The sequence below is a fragment of the Mesobacterium hydrothermale genome, assembly GCF_035818635.1.
In the GTDB taxonomy this organism is placed as follows: domain Bacteria; phylum Pseudomonadota; class Alphaproteobacteria; order Rhodobacterales; family Rhodobacteraceae; genus Mesobacterium_A; species Mesobacterium_A hydrothermale.
The window spans coordinates 12,902-29,533 of sequence record NZ_JAYLLH010000019.1; the positions used below are offsets into that span (position 1 = coordinate 12,902).

Genomic DNA, 16,632 nt, shown 5'->3' on the forward strand with positions numbered 1-16,632 from the left:
TGGATTGTCCCCGATGACCCAATCCACTGACCGCACCATGTTGGGCGTGGGGTTCATGGTGGCTTTTGCCATCGTGGCCCCGCTCATGGATGCCTTTGCCAAGGCCACCCCGGCCGAGATCCCGGTGGCGCAAGTGCTGTTGGCGCGGTTCGGGATCCAGTCGCTGCTGTTGGCGCCGCTGGCGCTGGGCATGGGCATTCTGACCCGGCCAACCCGGCACGAGGCGCTGCTGCACCTGGCGCGGGGCGGGGCGTTGCTGGCGGCCACGGCATTCTTCGTCGCTTCGCTTCGGGCGATGCCGATTGCCAACGCGATTGCAATCTTCTTCGTCGCGCCGTTCTTCGTGACGTTGGCGGGCGGACTGTTTCTGGGCGAATCCATCGGCCCGCGTCGGGTCATCGCCTGCCTTGTGGGCTTTGGCGGGGCGCTGCTGGTGATCCGGCCCAGCTTCGATGCCTTGGGCCTGGCGGCGTTTTTCCCGCTGGGGACGGCAGCGTTTTTCACCGCCTACATGCTGCTGACCCGGACGATGTCGCGGCGGATGCACCCGGTGACCTTGCAGACCCATACAGCGTTGGCGGCGACGCTGACGATCGGTCCGGTGCTGTGGGTGTTCGATGGCAGCGGGGTCGCGTTGCTTGATCCGGTCTGGCCGCAGGGGGTCGCGGTCTGGACGCTTTTGGGGGTTGGGGTGATCGCCACGATTTCCCACCTGTTCATCAGCTATGCGCTGCGGTTTGCCCCTGCCGCCACACTGGCACCGCTGCAGTACCTGGAAATCGTGGGGGCCACCGCGATTGGATATGTCGCCTTCGGAGAGTTTCCGCAGATGCTGACCTGGCTGGGGATCGCCATCATCGTCGGGTCCGGGATGTACGTGATCGCGCGTGAGCGCACGCTGGGCAGGACGCCGCCGCCACCGCCCAATCCGGCCCCGTGATATGGCGTGTGACGCGCGTCGGCGTCAATTTCCGTGCAGATTGACACGACGGATGCCGTTGCACTTTGCCTGACCAGTCGATTAGCATTTGGGCATGGAACAGGACAGGCCCGTTCTTGGGATCCTTTTGATGCTTGGGTTTTGCGCGGTGGCCCCGTTGGCCGACGCCGTGGCAAAGATTCTGGGCCCGCATGTTCCGATCGCGCAGCTTTTGCTGGTGCGCTTCGGGGTGCAGTTTCTGATCCTTCTGCCGTTCATGGGGCGCACGGGCCGGGATTGGCGGATGTCGCGGCGGGTGGCGGTCCTGGCCTTTGTGCGGACGATCCTGCACATCCTGGGGATCGGGATGATGGTCACGGCACTGATCTATCTGCCGTTGGCCGACGCGGTGGCCATCGCCTTTGTGCTGCCGTTCATCATGCTGCTTCTGGGCCATTACGTGCTGGGCGAAGAGGTCGGGATGCGGCGACTTTCGGCTTGCGCCGTGGGCTTTGCCGGGACGCTGCTGATCGTGCAGCCGGCCTTTGCCGATGTTGGCTGGCCGGCGCTGTTGCCGTTGGGGGTGGCACTGAACTTTGCCGTGTTCATGCTGTTGACCCGGCAGATTGCCCGGGACACCGATCCGATCGCGCTTCAGGCGGTCAGCGGCGGCATGGCGATGGTGGTGCTGATCCCGCTGATCCTGGTGCTGCCCGCGGGGCTGTTGCCGGGGGGGAAATGGGTTGGCGTGGATATGCCGACATGGGGGCTTTTGCTGGTGCTCGGGACGCTGGGCACACTGGGGCATCTGCTGATGACGTGGTCGCTGCGCTTTGCGCCATCGGCCACGCTGGCGCCGATGCAATACCTGGAAATCCCCTTTGCCACGCTGTTTGGCTGGCTGGTTTTTGCCGACCTCCCCGACGGGCTTGCCGTTGTCGGTATCCTGATTACCGTGTCGGCGGGGCTGTATATCCTGATCAGGGAACGGGCGGCCAGCCGGGCGCTTGCGCCAAACCTTGCAAAGCCTGCTCCAGCCGCGCCCGCGGCAGAATGATCGCCATGCCGGGCATGTCGAAGGTCAGTTGAACCGGCCCGGTGGCCCGGTTCGACGTCCCGACCCGGCCGCAAGGCGAAAAGGTGATCCCGTCAATCGGCCAGTGCAAACCGGCAGACCGCCCGGTGACCTGCGTCATTGGGAACAGCGACACCCGGCAGCCATCCGGAAGATCAAGCGCCAATTCGGGCGGGGCGGCAAAGATCACGTCTTCGGCCCCGATCAGCACGCAGCGCTTGGCGGTCTGGCAGGTCAGGGCGTTCATGGCCGCCAGCATGTGATCGGCGCGCGCGCCCAGAAAGCCGACGCCCAGGATCAGCGGCGCGTCGATGGTGGCAAGGCATTTTTCGAAATCGGTGCTGTCCTGTTCGGCGATCTGGTGAATGCGGTGATCCGGGATCATCCGGCGCGCAGCCAGCGACAGGGAATCCATGTCGCCGATCACCGCGTCGGGCATGTGATCGAATTCCAGCACCGTATCGGCCCCGCCATCGGCCGCCACCAGCGTTTGACAAAGCGCCAATCCGCTTAGAAAGGCCTGTTTGTCGACAGTTCCGCCACCGACCAGAAAAACTGGTGTATCAGTGGAAACAATAGCATCGGTCATGGCAATTTGGCCTTATTTGGCGAAACAGATCACAAAGAGGTCCCAAAATGATACCCTGCGGGGCATAGATTCGGGCAGCTTTGGTCTTGGTAAACGTGCTAGATGCCATACCGCAAGGTAGTGAAAGGTAGGCAGCGATGGTGAACTCGAGCAAGGTCCTTACCGTCTCTTATGGGACGTTTTCGTGCACGCTGGAAGGGTTCGACGACAGCTTCACGATGATGAAGGCGATTGCGGAGTATTTCCGCGATCTCGCTGCGGACGATCGGTATTTCGGTGCCGAACCGCCCACCCCTGATGCCGAGATGCTGGCCCGGATCGCCGAACGCGAAGTCGAGCGCCGCGTCGAAGCCCGCCTTGAAAAGGGAAGCATCGTCCTGCGCCCATCGCTCGCCGCGCAGGACGTTGCCCCCGTTGCCCAACCCGCCGCTGCCGCTCCGGCTGAACCGGAAACGGCCAAGTCTCCGGATGCCGCGCCGGTTGCCCCGGCGGCTGCCGTTGCCGCGGCCGCCGTTGCCGGTCTGGCTGCCACGGATCCGGACACGCAGGACAACGATGCGCCTGTCGCCGCGGTCGAGGCCGCAGAGGCAGAGGCAGAGGCGCAGGTGACTGAGACGACCGCCGAAGCGGACGTGGCTGTTGCCGACACCGCCGAAGACGTGACGACCGAAGCCGAGGCCGACGACACCGATGCCGCCGACGCGGTCGATCTTGCCGGTATTTCGGCCTTGATGGCCGCAGAGGATGCCATCGAATCCGATGCGCCAGAGATGACAGACGACGCTGACGACGACGACATGGATGCCGCGCCCGATGCGGCCGAGGCCCCGGTCATCCCGGCGGTCGCGTCGCTGAGCAGCGAAAGCGTTGCTGCCAAGCTTCAGCGCATCCGCGCGGTGGTTTCGCAGCATGATGCGCCGAAGGAAGTCGTCGCCGATTTCAGTGAAGACGAACATGCCGAAACGCTGGACGACGGCATCGACGACGATCTCGACATCGCCAATGTCAGCGCGCTGTTGTCCGAACAGGCAGAGGCAGAGACTGAAGCCGATGACGCCGTCGCGGAAGAGGAGAACCTCTTTGCCGAGGAAGACGAAGGCGACGAAAACTCGATCGACGCGCTTCTGGCGGCAGTGTCCGACGAGATGGACGACGACACGGACGACGTGGACGATATGCTGTTCGACGACGACGGCGACGATGTTGCCGAAGCCGAAGAAGACGATCTTGTCGCCGCGGACGACGACACGCCCAAGGGCGAAGTCGACGCTGCCGTTGCCGCGATGGCCGCGATCCTGGATGAGGACGTGGCCGAGGAGGACGACTGGGACGACGAAGACTTGCTGTTCGATGACGAAGAAGCGGACACCGACGCGGTAGCCGAGGCAGACGATGACGACGACGGGTTGAGCCTGGGCGTTGCCGCTGCCATGGCCGCCGCCGCTGCCCCCGCCGCGGTCGAACCGGTTCGCGCAGCGGTGCAGGCCCGTGTCGCCAAGATCAAGCGCGCCGACTTTGACGCCGCGGTCGCCCGTGGGGACCTGGAAGAGATCGTGGACGCGGCTGAAGACGATGAAGCCCCCGCCGAAGCTGTCCGCCCGCGCGTGCCATTGGCCGAAACCTCGACCCTGTCGGACGAGGACGAAGACGACCTGGCCCGCGAACTGGCAGAGCTTGAGGCGGAAATCGCCGCAGAGGAAGCTGGGGACCTGGACGAGGACACAGACGAAGACGACCTGCCGGAAACCGCCGAAGAGGCGTGGGACGACGAGGACGAAGACGATTGGGACGACGAGGACCTGACCGAGGCCGCGTCTGCGGAAGATGACGAGGACGACTGGGACGACCTTGACGCGGCAGAGGCCGAGGACTGGGACGAGGAAGACGACCTGCAAGAGGCCGCCTCTGCCGAGGAGGACGACTGGGACGAAACCGACGACCTTGACGACTGGGGCGACGAGGACGACGACCTGGACGACGTCGCCGCCGCCCCCGCGCCGGTGCGCCCGACCCGCCCGACCGCTGCGGTCGACGAGGACGACGACGACGCGGACGATTGGGACGACGAAGACGACCTTGACGACGTCGCCGAGGGGGAAGGCTGGGACGACGAGGACGATCTGGCCGACGACTGGGACGATGAAGACGACGACCTGGACGACGTTACCGCCGCCCCGGCACGCCCCGCGGCACCTGCCGCCGAGGACGAGGCGGACGACTGGGACGACTACGACGAGGAAGACGCCGAAGAAGACCGCAAATGGGCCGAGGCCGAGGCACGCATCAAGGCGGAACAGGCTGCCCGTGATGCCGAGGACGTTTCCAGCCGCGAAAAGGACGAGATGGAAGCCACCATCGACCGACTGGCCCGTGAAAGCGTGCGCAAGACGGTAAAGATGACCAGCCCGGCCCGCGTCATGCTGACCGAGGGCAAGGTCGAGGACGGCGACACCTCTGTCTCGCGCTTGCTGGATCAGACCGACAGCGAACTGCGTGAACCCGAAGGCAACCGCCGCCGCAGCGCCATTGAGCATCTGCGCGCCGCCGTTGCAGCGACCCGCGCCGATCGTATCCTGGGCCGCCGCCGCGACGAGGAAGGCGTGAAGGCCGCCTACCAGGAGGACCTTCAGGATGCCGTGCGTCCGCGTCGGCCGCAGGCCGGGGGCAAGACCGCGCGTCCGACCCGCCCGGACACGGGCCAGGAGCGTCCGGCCCCGCTGAAACTGGTTGCCGAACAGCGTATCGACGCCGAAGAGGCAGATGAGGCCCCGGCACCGCGCAAGGTTGCGGTACGTCCGCGCCGCCCGGCCGGCGGCTTGCCCGAACAGGCCGAGGATGACATCCAGGCGGACGGCGGGTTTGCGGAATTTGCCGAAAGCGTCGGGGCCAGCGAGTTGCCGCAACTGCTGGAGGCCGCCGCCGCCTACATGAGCTTTGTCGAAGGCCGTGACCAGTTTTCGCGCCCGCAACTGATGAGCAAGGTGCGTCAGGCCGAGGCCAGCGAATCCAGCCGCGAGGACCGGCTGCGCAGCTTTGGCCAGCTTCTGCGTGAAGGCAAAATCCAGAAAACCCGCGGTGGCCGGTTCACCGCCAGCGAGGATATCGGCTTTCGTCCCGGTGACCGCGCCGCGGGCTGATCGCTGATCGATCCCCCCTTGAACACGTTTGGCGACGGCCCCCGATTGGGGGCCGTTTTGCCGTCCTGATCCGGCGTTTGGGGGGATGCCGTGTTCACGACCGGGTGATTTTGCGCTTTGTCTCTTTCGTGTTGCGGGAACGCGCCTATCTTTGCCACAGTAGGCTTGCCGGTGCGCGCAAAAGCTGTGCGCTGGCTGCATTCACGAAGGAGTTCGATTTGAAACACCAGACCCTCGCCCTGACCCAGGACCGGACCGCGACCTTCCGCTTCTTCTGGCTGTCGGCGCTTTCCATGGTGATAATCCTGTCGCTGTCGGTGATGGCACACGCCCGTGGCGCGCCCGAAAGCTTTGCAGACCTGGCGGAAAGCATCAGCCCCTCGGTGGTGAACATCACCACCTCGACCACGGTCGCGGGGCGTACGGGGCCACAGGGGATCGTGCCGGAGGGCAGCCCGTTCGAGGACTTTTTCCGCGAATTTCAAGACCGTAACGGCGAAGGCAATCGTCCGCGCCGGTCTTCGGCCCTGGGCTCTGGTTTTGTGATTTCGGAAGACGGGTTCATCGTCACCAACAACCACGTGATCGAAGGCGCGGACGAGATCGAGATCGAGTTCTTTTCCGGCCGGACGCTGTCGGCAACCGTGGTCGGCACCGACCCGAAGACCGACATCGCGCTTCTGAAGGTCGAGGCCGACGGCCCGCTGCCGTTCGTGGGTTTTGGCGACAGCGACACCGCGCGCGTCGGCGATTGGGTGATGGCAATGGGCAACCCGCTGGGGCAGGGGTTCTCTGTCAGCGCGGGGATCGTTTCGGCCCGCAACCGGGCGTTGTCGGGCACTTATGACGACTACATTCAGACAGACGCGGCAATCAACCGGGGCAACTCCGGCGGGCCGCTGTTCAACATGGATGGTCAGGTGATCGGCGTGAACACCGCGATCCTTTCGCCCAATGGCGGCTCGATCGGGATCGGGTTCTCGATGGCATCGAATGTGGTGACCAAGGTGGTCGACCAGCTCAAGGAATTCGGTGAAACCCGTCGTGGCTGGCTGGGCGTGCGCATTCAGGACGTGACGCCCGACGTGGCCGAGGCGCTGGGCCTGGAAGAACCGCGCGGGGCGCTGGTGTCCGACGTGCCCGATGGCCCGGCCAAGGATGGCGGGATTGAGGCCGGCGACGTGATCCTGGATTTCGACGGTCGCGCGGTGGATGACACCCGCGGGCTGGTGCGCCAGGTCGGCAACGCGCCGGTTGGCAAGACCGTGCGCATCGTCGTCAACCGCAACGGCGAAAGCAAGACACTGAAGGTGACGCTGGGACGCCGCGAAGAGGCTGAAACTACCGATGCCGGCGACACCGCCGCCCCCGCCGGCCCCGAAGCACCGCAGCAAATGGACCTGCTGGGCATGACGTTGAGCCCGCTGACGGACACGCTGCGCGAAGAGCTGAATCTTGGCGACGGGATCGAGGGCCTGGCCGTGATCGAGGTGTCGGAAGCTGCCGAAGCCTTTGAGAAAGGGCTGCGCAAAGGCGACGTGATCACCGAGGCCGGGCAAAGCCCGGTGCGTGCGCTGAGCGATCTTCAGGACCGCCTCACCGAAGCGGAAGAGGCCGGGCGGAAATCCATCCTGCTGCTGGTGCGCCGTGGCACCGATCCGCGCTTCGTCGCGCTGACCATCGGACAGGACTGACGGCCGACAAACCGGAAATGCAAAAGGGGCGCCGCGCAGGCGCCCCTTTTTCATGGGGCGTTTACATGGCCTATTCCGCCGCCAGCGCGGTACCGCAGACCGCCGGACAGTGCCGCGCCTTGCGCCACAGGGCGAACCGCGGGTCGCGTTCGGAATAGATGCAATCGGCCAGACGAATACGCTGTCCGGCGGCCATCGGCCGTTTCAGCGTCAGCCCGTCGCACAATACCAGGGGCAGACCTTCGTCCATGGCATATTCGGTTTGGCCGTCCAGGGTTTCGGTGCAGCCGAAGGCGGCCTTGCCCTGCACACCGTCCAGCCGTTCACCAGCCACAAGATCGCGTGCGGCAAAGGCCACCAAGGCGCTGCGGCTGCCAAACCACGGCGCCAGCATCGTGCCCGGGGCGGCAGCCGGCAGGGCGCGCGCAGTGTCCAGGATCGCCGCCGCCCCGGCCGGGACCGGAACATGGTAAAGCTGATGTCGGTCGCGTTGCGCGTCCGGGGTCAGCCCGGGGCAGGTTGTACCATCCGGCGCCAGGGCCCGTACAAAAACGGCGGGTGCGGCGTCCGGATGGGTGGCGGTGAGCAAGCCCAGCGCATCGTCTGCGTCCGTTTGCGGCAGGTGCAGCAGCTCATCAACAGAGTCGAGGTCCAGCGGGTCGCGCCGGGCGATGCCGCCAAGCGCGTTGGACAGACAGCCAAGAACGGATTTTTCACGGTGTTGCGGCGGGTCGGCGCGCAGGATCCCGGCCACTTGCGGAACGAGCCCATGGCCCGCCAAACGGCGGTTCAGCGCCCAAAGCGCGCCCGCCGCGCCGCCGTCTTGAAGCGCATAGCCCAGGTCGCCCGCGCGGGCGATATCCAGCAACCAGGCGCCATAGGCCAGGTCTGCGGACGGGTCCGTCATCACCACATGGGTGCCAGCCACAAGCGCGGCTTCGGCCAGGATCGCGGCCTCTGCCGGGGGCAGATCGGCAAGGACGAGCACATCCGCCGCTTCACAGGCGGCTGCCAGGTGCAGGTCCTGGCAAAGCGCGACCTGTCCGCAGCAGATGGCGCGGTGCACCTCGGCGCAACTGTCGGTCAGCCGGGTGGGCAGGCCCGCAGCCTCGGCCCCGTTCTCGGCCCTGGCGCGGCGGCTGTCGGCCATCAGCACCAGACGCAGCCCGTCGGTCTCACGCGCCTGTCGCGCCAGCCCGGCCCCCAGCGCCCCGATCCCGGCAATGGCGATCCGCAGCGGACGGTCAGCGGCAATGGAAAGCGTGGCGGCCATGGAGAGACTCCTTGCAAGACGAAACCCGAACCTGATGTCTTGCAGGTGTCTGCGGAGTTTTTCAGGCACCAAAATGGCAATGCCACGTCGCCGCCGCGCAGCATGAGGCGTCAGCGCAGACGATCCCCCGTCTGCATCTTTTGCTTTTCAAATACCTTGAGGAGGTGGGGGCAGAGCCCCCATCGGCCGATCCTTTCCGCCGTCACTCGCCCCGGTTCACCGCGACCAGCCCCAGTTCACGGGCGGTGTCCATCGAAAGTTGCGCGCTTTTCAGGCCGCGTTCGCGCTGGAACCGGCCAAGGGCGTCGCGCGTTGCATTGTCCATCGTTCCGGTGATCGCGCTTTTGTAATAGCCACGGGCAAAGAGCGCGCGTTGTAGCGACGACAGGAATTCCGGCGTCATGGTGGACGGGCAGGGGGACTCGAACCGGTACTCGCCGCGAGGTTTGACCAGCTTCGGCACCGGCCCGTTGCGATAGATCGGCGGTTGCAGCACGTTGCCCCACTTGTCGACCTGCGCCGGCACCACCTGCACCTGGCCCATGACCTGTTCATATTCGGCAGGGGTGGTTTCCACTGCCCAGCAGGTGCCGGAGGAGTCCTTTTGCGGCGCGGCCACGGGGGTGTTGCGCGACGCGGCATCCCCGGTCGCGGGCGTTTCCATGCAGGCCGCCACAGCCAGCAGCGCGGCAAGGGGAGGCAGGATTTTCATGTCGACTGCACGTGCCTGTCTGTTGCACTTGTTGTTGCCGCGCACCCTAGCGGTTTTGGCGTACCGAGGAAAGCATTCCGACGGTCGCCGGCGGATGTCCATGGGGCTGGCGCGGCGCGCAGGCCACGCTTTGCCACGCATCGTTGCGCCCGCAAAACAGACAACACCACGACACGGACGGAATTTCACGCAAAAGGGGCTGGCAGGTGCCGTGCAGTGGCACTAGGTAGGGACGGAACAAAATTCTGGAGCGGTGGAATGGCGAAAATCACCTATATCGAACATAACGGCACCGAACATGTGGTCGACGTGGCCAACGGCCTGACCGTGATGGAAGGCGCGCGCGACAACAACATCCCTGGCATCGATGCCGATTGCGGCGGCGCCTGTGCCTGTTCGACCTGCCACGTCTACGTGCATCCGGACTGGGTGGAAAAGCTGCCTGCGAAGGACGACATGGAAGAGGACATGCTGGACTTCGCCTTTGAGCCCGATGCGGCACGCTCGCGCCTGACCTGCCAGATCAAGGTGACTGACGCGCTGGACGGCTTGATCGTGCAGATGCCCGAAAAGCAGATCTGATGCCCGGGGGCGCGCCGCGACGGCCCGCCCGCCCGTGGCATCGCCTTGCCCGCGTCGCGGGACTGGCGATGTGCCTGTGGACTGCGGGCAACGTGGCGGTTGCGCAGGCCATCGCCGACGCGCGCTATGGCGCGCCGACCACGCGCTATGCCCATGGCGTGCTGGGCGACGCGGTCGAGTGGGGCGCGCTTGAGATGCGCCTGGCCGACGGCAGGACCGTTCGGCTGGTGCTGCCCGAGACACGCGTTTTCGAAGACATTGCCCCCCGGTTGGTCGATCTCGACAGCGACGGTGCGCCCGAGGTGATCGTTGTGGAAAGCGACAACCGCCTGGGCGCGCGGCTGGCGGTTTATGGATCTGGCGGGATGTTGGCGGCAACGCCGTTCATTGGCCGGGCCTATCGCTGGCTGGCACCGATCGGGGCGGCAGACCTGGACGGCGATGGCGCGGTCGAGATCGCTTTTGTGGACCGGCCGCATCTGGCCAAGACCCTGCGCATCTGGCGCTACCGGGCCGGTGCGCTGGCGGAGGTGGCCAGCCTGCCGGGCCTGACCAATCACCAGATCGGCTGGGACTTCATCGCGGGCGGGATCCGCGATTGCGGCCAGGGCCCCGAGATGATCACCGCCGACGGCGATTGGCGCCGGGTGATGGCGACGGGATTTGGCGCGGGGCGTTTTGCCAGCCGCGAGATCGGTGCCTATGCCGGGCCTGACAGCCTGCGCGCCGCGCTGGACTGCCGCTGACAAGTCGTCCCGGGCGGGATCGCACCCGGCAACGGGGCCCGCGGCATCGCGCCGGGTCAGTCGTTGGTGGGCGGATCCAGCGCGTCGATCATCGCCGGCAAAAGGGTCGCGGGAAGGGTCGGCTGTTTCTTCCAGGGGGCATTGCCCTGGATCAGCAGCACGCCAAGCCCCGCCAGCATCAGCATCGGCAGCGCGGCGGCGGCCATCCGGTCGCCTGAGATGCCGCTGACCGCGGCGGCGATCAGGATGCCGAGGCTGAACAAAAGCGAAGACGCCCCGATCGCGAACATCGCCCAGCGGGCGCCGCCGGTTTCGCCGATGGCCACGGGCAGGTCTGGCGTGTTTTCCGCCAGGTGCGTCGCCAGCGCACGGCACAGCGCATGGTGGGCGGCGCGGTCGCTGTCGGTCACCGGCAGGCTGGCATCCCGGTTCAGCCCGATGTGCACGACGCGCTTGCCGGTGTAAAGGTCGAGCCGCCGCATCCGCTGGCCCCTGATCACGTGATCAACCAGCGCAGCCCGGGTCACGTTGGACAGTTCCAGCGTGCCATGCGGCCCGTGCAAGAGCCCCGGTTCCAGCCGGTAGGTCACCTGCGCGCGCAAGGGCGCAGGGCGGAAGCTGAAGCTTTCAGCCCGCATCAAGCGCGCGCCAACCGATGTCGCGGCGGCAGAAGCCTTCGGGCCAGTCCACCGCATCAACCAGCGCATAGGCGCGGTCGCGCGCTTCTGCCAGGGTCGCGCCGCGCCCGGTGGCGTTCAGCACCCGGCCGCCGGTGGCGATGACGGCGCCGTCCCTTTCCGAGGTTCCGGCGTGGAACATCATGTGGAAACTGTCCTCGGGCAGCCCATCAAGGCCGCCGATGACGCTGTTCTTGACATAGTCGCCGGGATAGCCGTTTGCGGCCAGCACCACGGTCATGGCGTGATCGTCGGCCCAGTTCACCTGCGCCTCGGCCAGCCGCCCTTCGGCGCAGGCCAGCATCAGGTCCAGCGCCTGCGCGCCCAGCCGCAGCATCAGCACCTGGCATTCCGGGTCGCCGAAGCGGACGTTGTATTCCACCAGCCGGGGCTGGCCATCTTCGATCATCAACCCCGCATACAGCACACCCTGGTAGGGCATCCCGCGCCGCACCATTTCCGCCATGGTCGGACGGACGATTTCGGTCAGCGCCTTTTCGGCGATGGCGTCGGTCAGGACCGGAGCAGGGGAATACGCGCCCATGCCGCCGGTGTTGGGACCGCTGTCGCCTTCGCCGACGCGCTTGTGATCCTGTGCGGTGCCGATCGGCAGGCAGACGTCGCCATCGACAAGCACGAAGAAACTGGCCTCTTCGCCCTGCATGAATTCCTCGATCACCACCTCGGCCCCTGCGGCGCCGAAACTGCCGCCGAACATGTCGTCGATGGCGGCCTCGGCCTCTGCGACCGTTTGGGCGATGATCACGCCCTTGCCGGCGGCCAGCCCGTCGGCCTTGACCACGATGGGTGCGCCCTGGGTGCGGACATGGGCCTTGGCGGCCTCTGCCTCGGTGAAATGGCCATAGGCGGCGGTGGGGGCCTTGGCCGCGTCGCAGATATCCTTGGTGAAACTTTTGGAGGCTTCCAGATGAGCGGCGGCGGCGGAGGGGCCAAAGACCAGCAGCGCGGCTTCGCGCAGCCGGTCGGACACGCCGGCGGCCAAGGGTGCCTCAGGCCCGACGATGACGAAGTCGATGGCGTTTTCGCTGGCGAATTCGGCCACTGCGCCGCCATCGTTGATATCAAGGCTGGCACATTCGGCGATCTGCGCGATCCCGGCATTGCCCGGTGCGACGATCAGCTTGTCGCATTTTGGGTTCTGCATCACTGCCCATGCCAGGCTGTGTTCGCGCCCGCCGCTGCCGAGGATGAGGATATTCATGGGCGTTCGTCCTTTGTCTGTGATCGCCGTCCGCCTGCGGCGGAGCGGGGGCGCTGCACCCGGACCCCCGGGATATTTTCCGCCAGAAGAAGCAGGAGGCGGTTTTGCTTCGTCGCAGCCTCCTTTACGGTAGGCGGGCAGGCAAGGGCAAGCGAGGCGTCATGGATCTGATCGACGAAGGCACGACCGGGAACGCCCCGGAATTCACCGTCTCTGAATTGTCGGGTGCGGTGAAACGGGTGATCGAGGGCGAGTTCGGATTCGTGCGCGTGCGCGGCGAGGTCGGGCGCGTCAGCCGACCGCGTTCCGGGCATGTCTACCTGGACCTGAAGGATGACCGGTCGGTGATTTCCGGGGTGATGTGGAAGGGTGTGGCGGCGCGTTTGGACCAGCAACCCGAGGAAGGGATGGAGGTGATCGCCACGGGGCGGCTGACCACGTTCCCGGGACAGTCGAAATACCAGATCGTGATCGACGATATCCGGCCTGCGGGCATGGGGGCGCTGATGGCCATGCTGGAAAAGCGCAAGGCGGCGCTGGCGGCGGAGGGGCTGTTCGCGACTGAGCGCAAGAAGGCCTTGCCGTATTTGCCCGAGATTATCGGCGTGGTGACCTCGCCCTCGGGGGCGGTGATCCGGGACATCCTGCACCGGTTGCGCGACCGGTTCCCGCGCAAGGTGCTGATCTGGCCAGTGGCCGTGCAGGGGGCGGCCTGCGCGCCCGACGTGGCCCGGGCGATTGCCGGATTCAACCGGCTTTCGCCGGGGGGCGCGCTGCCGAGACCCGACCTGATTATCGTTGCGCGGGGCGGTGGTTCGGTCGAAGACCTGTGGGGGTTCAACGAGGAAATCGTTGTGCGCGCGGCGGCGGCATCCGAGATCCCGCTGATATCCGCCGTCGGGCATGAGACCGATACCACGCTGATCGACTTCGCGGCGGACCGGCGGGCGCCGACACCGACGGCAGCGGCGGAAATCGCCGTACCCGTTCGGCTGGACCTGTTGTCGTGGGTGGGTGAGGCCGAAGCACGGATGCGACGGGCCTTGGGCCAGGGGCTGGACCGGCGCGGGCAACGGCTGCGGGACCTGTCGCGCGGGTTGCCGCGGTTGCAAACCTTGCTGGACGGACCTTCGCAGCGGTTCGATCTGTTGGCAGACCGCCTGCCCAAGGCATTGCGCGGGAGCGTCGATCGCCGCCGGGTCACGCTGTCCGAAACATCGGGCAGCTTGCGTCCGGGCCTCTTGACCCGAGCGCTGGCGGCAGAGGTGAGAGGTCTGCGGGAAACCGGCGTGCGGCTGGCGCCTGGGTTGAGCCGGGTGATCTCTGCCAAGACGGAAGCGCTGGGCCGACGCGCCGACCGGTTGACACCGCGCCCGATCCTGCGCGAAATCGCGGTCGGCAAGAACCAGCTGGAAGGGCTGTCCCGGCGCCTGGCGGAGGCGGGGCAGGCTCAGGTCAAGGGGCCGCGCGACCGCCTGGCTGCGCTCGGACGGCTGCATGAAACGCTGGGGTATGAGGCCACGCTGGAGCGCGGCTTTGCCGTTGTGCGCGGCGATGGCCATGTGGTGACCACCAAAGTGGATGCAGAAGCCGCTTCGGGACTTGAGATCCAGTTTGCCGATGGTCGAATGAAAATCGGCGGGGCCGTGCGCAAATCGAAGCAGGTCATGGACAAACCCGAACAGGGATCACTGTTCTGACGTTCCTGGCTTTCATCTTTCCAAAAATACTCAAAACGCGACGCTTGTCATACAGTGCGGCCTTTTGAGTACTTAGAGAAAGATGAAAGAGATCAGACCCCGACATCCGGGCCGAGGCACATCATCGGTTCGTCGTTCTGGCGCGCCTCATAGAGTATCGTGGCCGTGGGATCGTTGGCAAAAATCGCGCGCAACCCGCCGCTTTCGCGATAAAAGCTCCAACACTGAGGAGTTGGCGTGTCTTCGTAGATGAAGCAGATCAGGCCGGCGTCTTCGTACCAGAAGCCGTCTTTGCACTTGCCATCGAGGAATGACCAGCGCACGCGGCGATTGTCGAGGTATTCCTCGACCCCGTAGGCCTGGCCATCCTGTCCGAAATAGAGCGTCTTGCCCGTGACATAGGATTCGAACTCGCTGGCTGAAAGCGGCTCTGCCGCTTGCGCGGACAGGGCGGTCAGAAGGGTCAGGGCGAAGGCGATGATACGTGTCATGGGATCAGTCTGACAGAAACGCGTGGTTTTCGGAACTGTATCGGCGGTCACATCTGCGTTGTGCCAGCCCATTTTCGCGCCCGGTGATCCATCACGCGGCGCCAAAGCGGTGGGACAAGCGCGATGACAGCCATCACTGGCAGCGCGTAGGGCAACACAGGCATTGATGCCGGGTGCAGTTCCAGCGCCGGATAGCGGCGGCCGGGATGTGCGTGGTGATCGGAATGCCGGGGGGCGTTCAGCATCAGGGCCGAGGAAAACCAGTGTGGCGCGTTCCAGCTGTGCGCGGGGCCGACCGGTTCCGGGCGACCGTCGGCGCGGTTTGTGCGGCGCAGGCCATAGTGCTGGACGTAGTCCGAGAGCAAGAGTTGCGCTTGGGCATAAGACGACAGTGCGAGCAGCCACAACAGGCCGGGCAGGCCCGCCACCGCCGTGGCGAGCGCCCCTGAAACGAGTGCGCCCAGGGCATACGTGACATAGGGGTGCAGACCGGCCTTGGCGCTCCGCTTGCGCAGGGCGGCCTCGGCGCGCCAGCCTTCGCGGAACGAACCGTGCCATGCCCTGAGCGCGAAGCGCCAGAAGCTTTCGCCATGGCGCGCGGAGTTCGGGTCGGCATCGGTGGCGGCATGAATGTGATGCACCCGGACGTGGGCCGAAGCGTGGTGGCCAAAAAGAACAGAACAATAGACCGCGACGCCCAGCCGGTGAAACCATCGGTTGGACCGGTGGATCAGTTCATGTGCGTTTGAATTTCCGACCTGACCAAGAAACAGACTGAGCGCGACGAAGATCAGAGCCTTTTGCGTGGTGCCGGTGGCGGTCTGGCTCAGCACGTGGATCCCGCCGAACAGCAGCGGGAATTGAGCCAACGCCAGTGCAACCGACAGGGGATCGGCGGCGGGAAACTCGGCGCTGTCCGGGGCTTCTGGCGCTGCCAGTGCGGCGATCTTGTCCATCAGGAAGGTGAAAAGGGTGATATAGGCCAGTGCCAGGCCCGACCATGCGCCGCCCACGGTCAGCGCAAGTGCCAAAAGCGCCACCATGGTCAGGGTCACTGCGCCGAAGCGGATCATGCGATGTGTCGTCCTTTTGTCTGTCGCTTGAACATAGCCGGTCTTTCCGCCACCGATAGGACCAAAGCGGGGCAATTCCGGGAAAGGCGTGGCATGGTCTGGGTATTCGGTGGTATCGCGGCGTTTGCGGCGCTGGCCTATGGCTCGGCGTTCTGCTGGCGCCACGACAGCGCTTTGAAGACAGCGGTCAAGACCACGTCGACCGCGGCCCTGGCGATGGCTGCATGGTGGGGCGGGGCGCCGGGGCTGCTTGTGGCGGCGCTTGTGGCGTCGGCCTTTGGTGATTTTGCCCTGTCGCGCCCGTCAGAACGGATGTTTCTGGCCGGCATGGCCAGTTTTGCACTGGGTCACGGCGCCTATATCGGGCTTTTTGTACAGACCGGTGCGCATCCGGCGGCGCTGGGTACGGTTGTTCCGGCTCTTCTGGCGGCTGGGCTTGTGGGGGCGGCCATTGTTGCGGGGCGCCGGTTCGTGTCCGGGGCCGGGGCGCTGGCGGCGCCCGTGGCGGTCTATGCCGGTGTGATCTGCCTGATGGGACTGGCCGCGCTGGCGCTCGGGTCCGGGCATCTGCTGGTTCAAAGCGCGGCCTTCGCCTTTGTTGCGTCGGACATGATCCTGGGCGAGCAACTCTTCGGCATCAACCGCGGGCGCTGGGCCGACCGGTTGCTCTGGCTGCTTTACTGGGGCGCGCAGGCGCTGTTTGTTCTGGCGTTCCTGCCCTGATCCTCATCTTGCCCAAAAT

The 16,632-nt window shown here is 65.8% G+C and carries 15 protein-coding genes; 8 read left to right on the forward strand and 7 right to left on the reverse strand.

What is annotated here, in order from left to right; all coding sequences use genetic code 11:
* The first annotated feature begins 13 nt into the window (after positions 1–13).
* Together VK792_RS13240 and VK792_RS13245 are read left to right on the forward strand one after the other, a co-directional pair.
* Entirely contained in the window at positions 14–940 is a 927-nt protein-coding gene (locus VK792_RS13240; RefSeq protein WP_326297989.1) for a DMT family transporter, read from the forward strand.
* A gap of 94 nt (positions 941–1,034) precedes the next feature.
* Positions 1,035–1,976, forward strand: a complete 942-nt coding sequence (locus VK792_RS13245) for a DMT family transporter (protein ID WP_326297990.1) — start codon at positions 1,035–1,037, stop codon at positions 1,974–1,976.
* Here the strand turns inward: VK792_RS13245 and VK792_RS13250 are convergent.
* Complete coding sequence (locus tag VK792_RS13250) at positions 1,900–2,583, reverse strand: thiamine diphosphokinase (protein ID WP_326297991.1); 684 nt, start codon at positions 2,581–2,583, stop codon at positions 1,900–1,902. The two genes, VK792_RS13245 and VK792_RS13250, sit on opposite strands and share 77 nt — an antisense overlap.
* Before the next feature lie 137 nt (positions 2,584–2,720).
* Here VK792_RS13250 and VK792_RS13255 point away from each other — a divergent pair, with 137 nt between their 5' ends.
* The gene (locus VK792_RS13255) at positions 2,721–5,720 is read left to right on the forward strand and encodes a hypothetical protein (RefSeq protein WP_326297992.1); all 3,000 of its coding nucleotides are present in this window, start codon (positions 2,721–2,723) and stop codon (positions 5,718–5,720) included.
* A gap of 293 nt (positions 5,721–6,013) precedes the next feature.
* Positions 6,014–7,414: a DegQ family serine endoprotease gene (locus tag VK792_RS13260; protein ID WP_326298065.1), complete on the forward strand. Its 1,401-nt coding sequence runs from the start codon at positions 6,014–6,016 to the stop codon at positions 7,412–7,414.
* Positions 7,415–7,484: 70 nt separating this feature from the next.
* Here VK792_RS13260 and VK792_RS13265 read toward each other — a convergent pair whose 3' ends face one another.
* Entirely contained in the window at positions 7,485–8,687 is a 1,203-nt protein-coding gene (locus VK792_RS13265; RefSeq protein WP_326297993.1) for a hypothetical protein, read from the reverse strand.
* Positions 8,688–8,889: 202 nt separating this feature from the next.
* Positions 8,890–9,399, reverse strand: a complete 510-nt coding sequence (locus tag VK792_RS13270) for a peptidoglycan-binding domain-containing protein (RefSeq protein WP_326297994.1) — start codon at positions 9,397–9,399, stop codon at positions 8,890–8,892.
* A gap of 258 nt (positions 9,400–9,657) precedes the next feature.
* Between VK792_RS13270 and VK792_RS13275 the strand changes: the two genes are divergently transcribed.
* Both VK792_RS13275 and VK792_RS13280 read left to right on the forward strand, forming a co-directional pair.
* A complete protein-coding gene (locus tag VK792_RS13275; RefSeq protein ID WP_326297995.1) occupies positions 9,658–9,981 on the forward strand; it encodes a 2Fe-2S iron-sulfur cluster-binding protein in 324 nt (107 codons plus the stop codon).
* 68 nt (positions 9,982–10,049) lie between these two features.
* Positions 10,050–10,727 carry an FG-GAP repeat domain-containing protein gene (locus VK792_RS13280; RefSeq protein ID WP_326297996.1) on the forward strand — a complete coding sequence of 226 codons (678 nt, stop codon included), beginning with the start codon at positions 10,050–10,052 and terminating at the stop codon, positions 10,725–10,727.
* Between the two features lie 56 nt (positions 10,728–10,783).
* Here the strand turns inward: VK792_RS13280 and VK792_RS13285 are convergent, their stop codons facing one another.
* A complete protein-coding gene (locus VK792_RS13285) occupies positions 10,784–11,365 on the reverse strand; it encodes a hypothetical protein (protein WP_326297997.1) in 582 nt (193 codons plus the stop codon).
* On the reverse strand, positions 11,355–12,626 hold the full coding sequence (gene purD, locus VK792_RS13290) for a phosphoribosylamine--glycine ligase (RefSeq protein WP_326297998.1): 1,272 nt from the start codon (positions 12,624–12,626) through the stop codon (positions 11,355–11,357). Before purD ends, VK792_RS13285 begins: the two co-directional genes overlap by 11 nt.
* A gap of 161 nt (positions 12,627–12,787) precedes the next feature.
* Here purD and xseA point away from each other — a divergent pair, with 161 nt between their 5' ends.
* Positions 12,788–14,326: an exodeoxyribonuclease VII large subunit gene (gene xseA / locus VK792_RS13295; RefSeq protein ID WP_326297999.1), complete on the forward strand. Its 1,539-nt coding sequence runs from the start codon at positions 12,788–12,790 to the stop codon at positions 14,324–14,326.
* A 92-nt stretch (positions 14,327–14,418) separates the two neighbouring features.
* Here the strand turns inward: xseA and VK792_RS13300 are convergent, their stop codons facing one another.
* Together VK792_RS13300 and VK792_RS13305 are read right to left on the reverse strand one after the other, a co-directional pair.
* Entirely contained in the window at positions 14,419–14,817 is a 399-nt protein-coding gene (locus VK792_RS13300; RefSeq protein ID WP_326298000.1) for a hypothetical protein, read from the reverse strand.
* A 47-nt stretch (positions 14,818–14,864) separates the two neighbouring features.
* Entirely contained in the window at positions 14,865–15,890 is a 1,026-nt protein-coding gene (locus VK792_RS13305) for an alkane 1-monooxygenase (RefSeq protein WP_326298001.1), read from the reverse strand.
* A 93-nt stretch (positions 15,891–15,983) separates the two neighbouring features.
* Here VK792_RS13305 and VK792_RS13310 point away from each other — a divergent pair, with 93 nt between their 5' ends.
* On the forward strand, positions 15,984–16,613 hold the full coding sequence (locus VK792_RS13310; RefSeq protein WP_326298002.1) for a lysoplasmalogenase: 630 nt from the start codon (positions 15,984–15,986) through the stop codon (positions 16,611–16,613).
* Positions 16,614–16,632: the final 19 nt, after the last annotated feature.

Excerpts from the sequence above, each read along its gene's own strand:
- VK792_RS13240 (WP_326297989.1), top strand. The coding sequence starts at position 14 with ATGACCCAATCCACTGACCGCACCATGTTGGGCGTGGGGTTCATGGTG.
- VK792_RS13245 (WP_326297990.1), top strand. The coding sequence starts at position 1,035 with ATGGAACAGGACAGGCCCGTTCTTGGGATCCTTTTGATGCTTGGGTTT.
- VK792_RS13250 (WP_326297991.1), bottom strand. The coding sequence starts at position 2,583 with ATGACCGATGCTATTGTTTCCACTGATACACCAGTTTTTCTGGTCGGT.
- VK792_RS13255 (WP_326297992.1), top strand. The coding sequence starts at position 2,721 with ATGGTGAACTCGAGCAAGGTCCTTACCGTCTCTTATGGGACGTTTTCG.
- VK792_RS13260 (WP_326298065.1), top strand. The coding sequence starts at position 6,014 with ATGGTGATAATCCTGTCGCTGTCGGTGATGGCACACGCCCGTGGCGCG.
- VK792_RS13265 (WP_326297993.1), bottom strand. The coding sequence starts at position 8,687 with ATGGCCGCCACGCTTTCCATTGCCGCTGACCGTCCGCTGCGGATCGCC.
- VK792_RS13270 (WP_326297994.1), bottom strand. The coding sequence starts at position 9,399 with ATGAAAATCCTGCCTCCCCTTGCCGCGCTGCTGGCTGTGGCGGCCTGC.
- VK792_RS13275 (WP_326297995.1), top strand. The coding sequence starts at position 9,658 with ATGGCGAAAATCACCTATATCGAACATAACGGCACCGAACATGTGGTC.
- VK792_RS13280 (WP_326297996.1), top strand. The coding sequence starts at position 10,050 with ATGTGCCTGTGGACTGCGGGCAACGTGGCGGTTGCGCAGGCCATCGCC.
- VK792_RS13285 (WP_326297997.1), bottom strand. The coding sequence starts at position 11,365 with ATGCGGGCTGAAAGCTTCAGCTTCCGCCCTGCGCCCTTGCGCGCGCAG.
- purD (WP_326297998.1), bottom strand. The coding sequence starts at position 12,626 with ATGAATATCCTCATCCTCGGCAGCGGCGGGCGCGAACACAGCCTGGCA.
- xseA (WP_326297999.1), top strand. The coding sequence starts at position 12,788 with ATGGATCTGATCGACGAAGGCACGACCGGGAACGCCCCGGAATTCACC.
- VK792_RS13300 (WP_326298000.1), bottom strand. The coding sequence starts at position 14,817 with ATGACACGTATCATCGCCTTCGCCCTGACCCTTCTGACCGCCCTGTCC.
- VK792_RS13305 (WP_326298001.1), bottom strand. The coding sequence starts at position 15,890 with ATGATCCGCTTCGGCGCAGTGACCCTGACCATGGTGGCGCTTTTGGCA.
- VK792_RS13310 (WP_326298002.1), top strand. The coding sequence starts at position 15,984 with ATGGTCTGGGTATTCGGTGGTATCGCGGCGTTTGCGGCGCTGGCCTAT.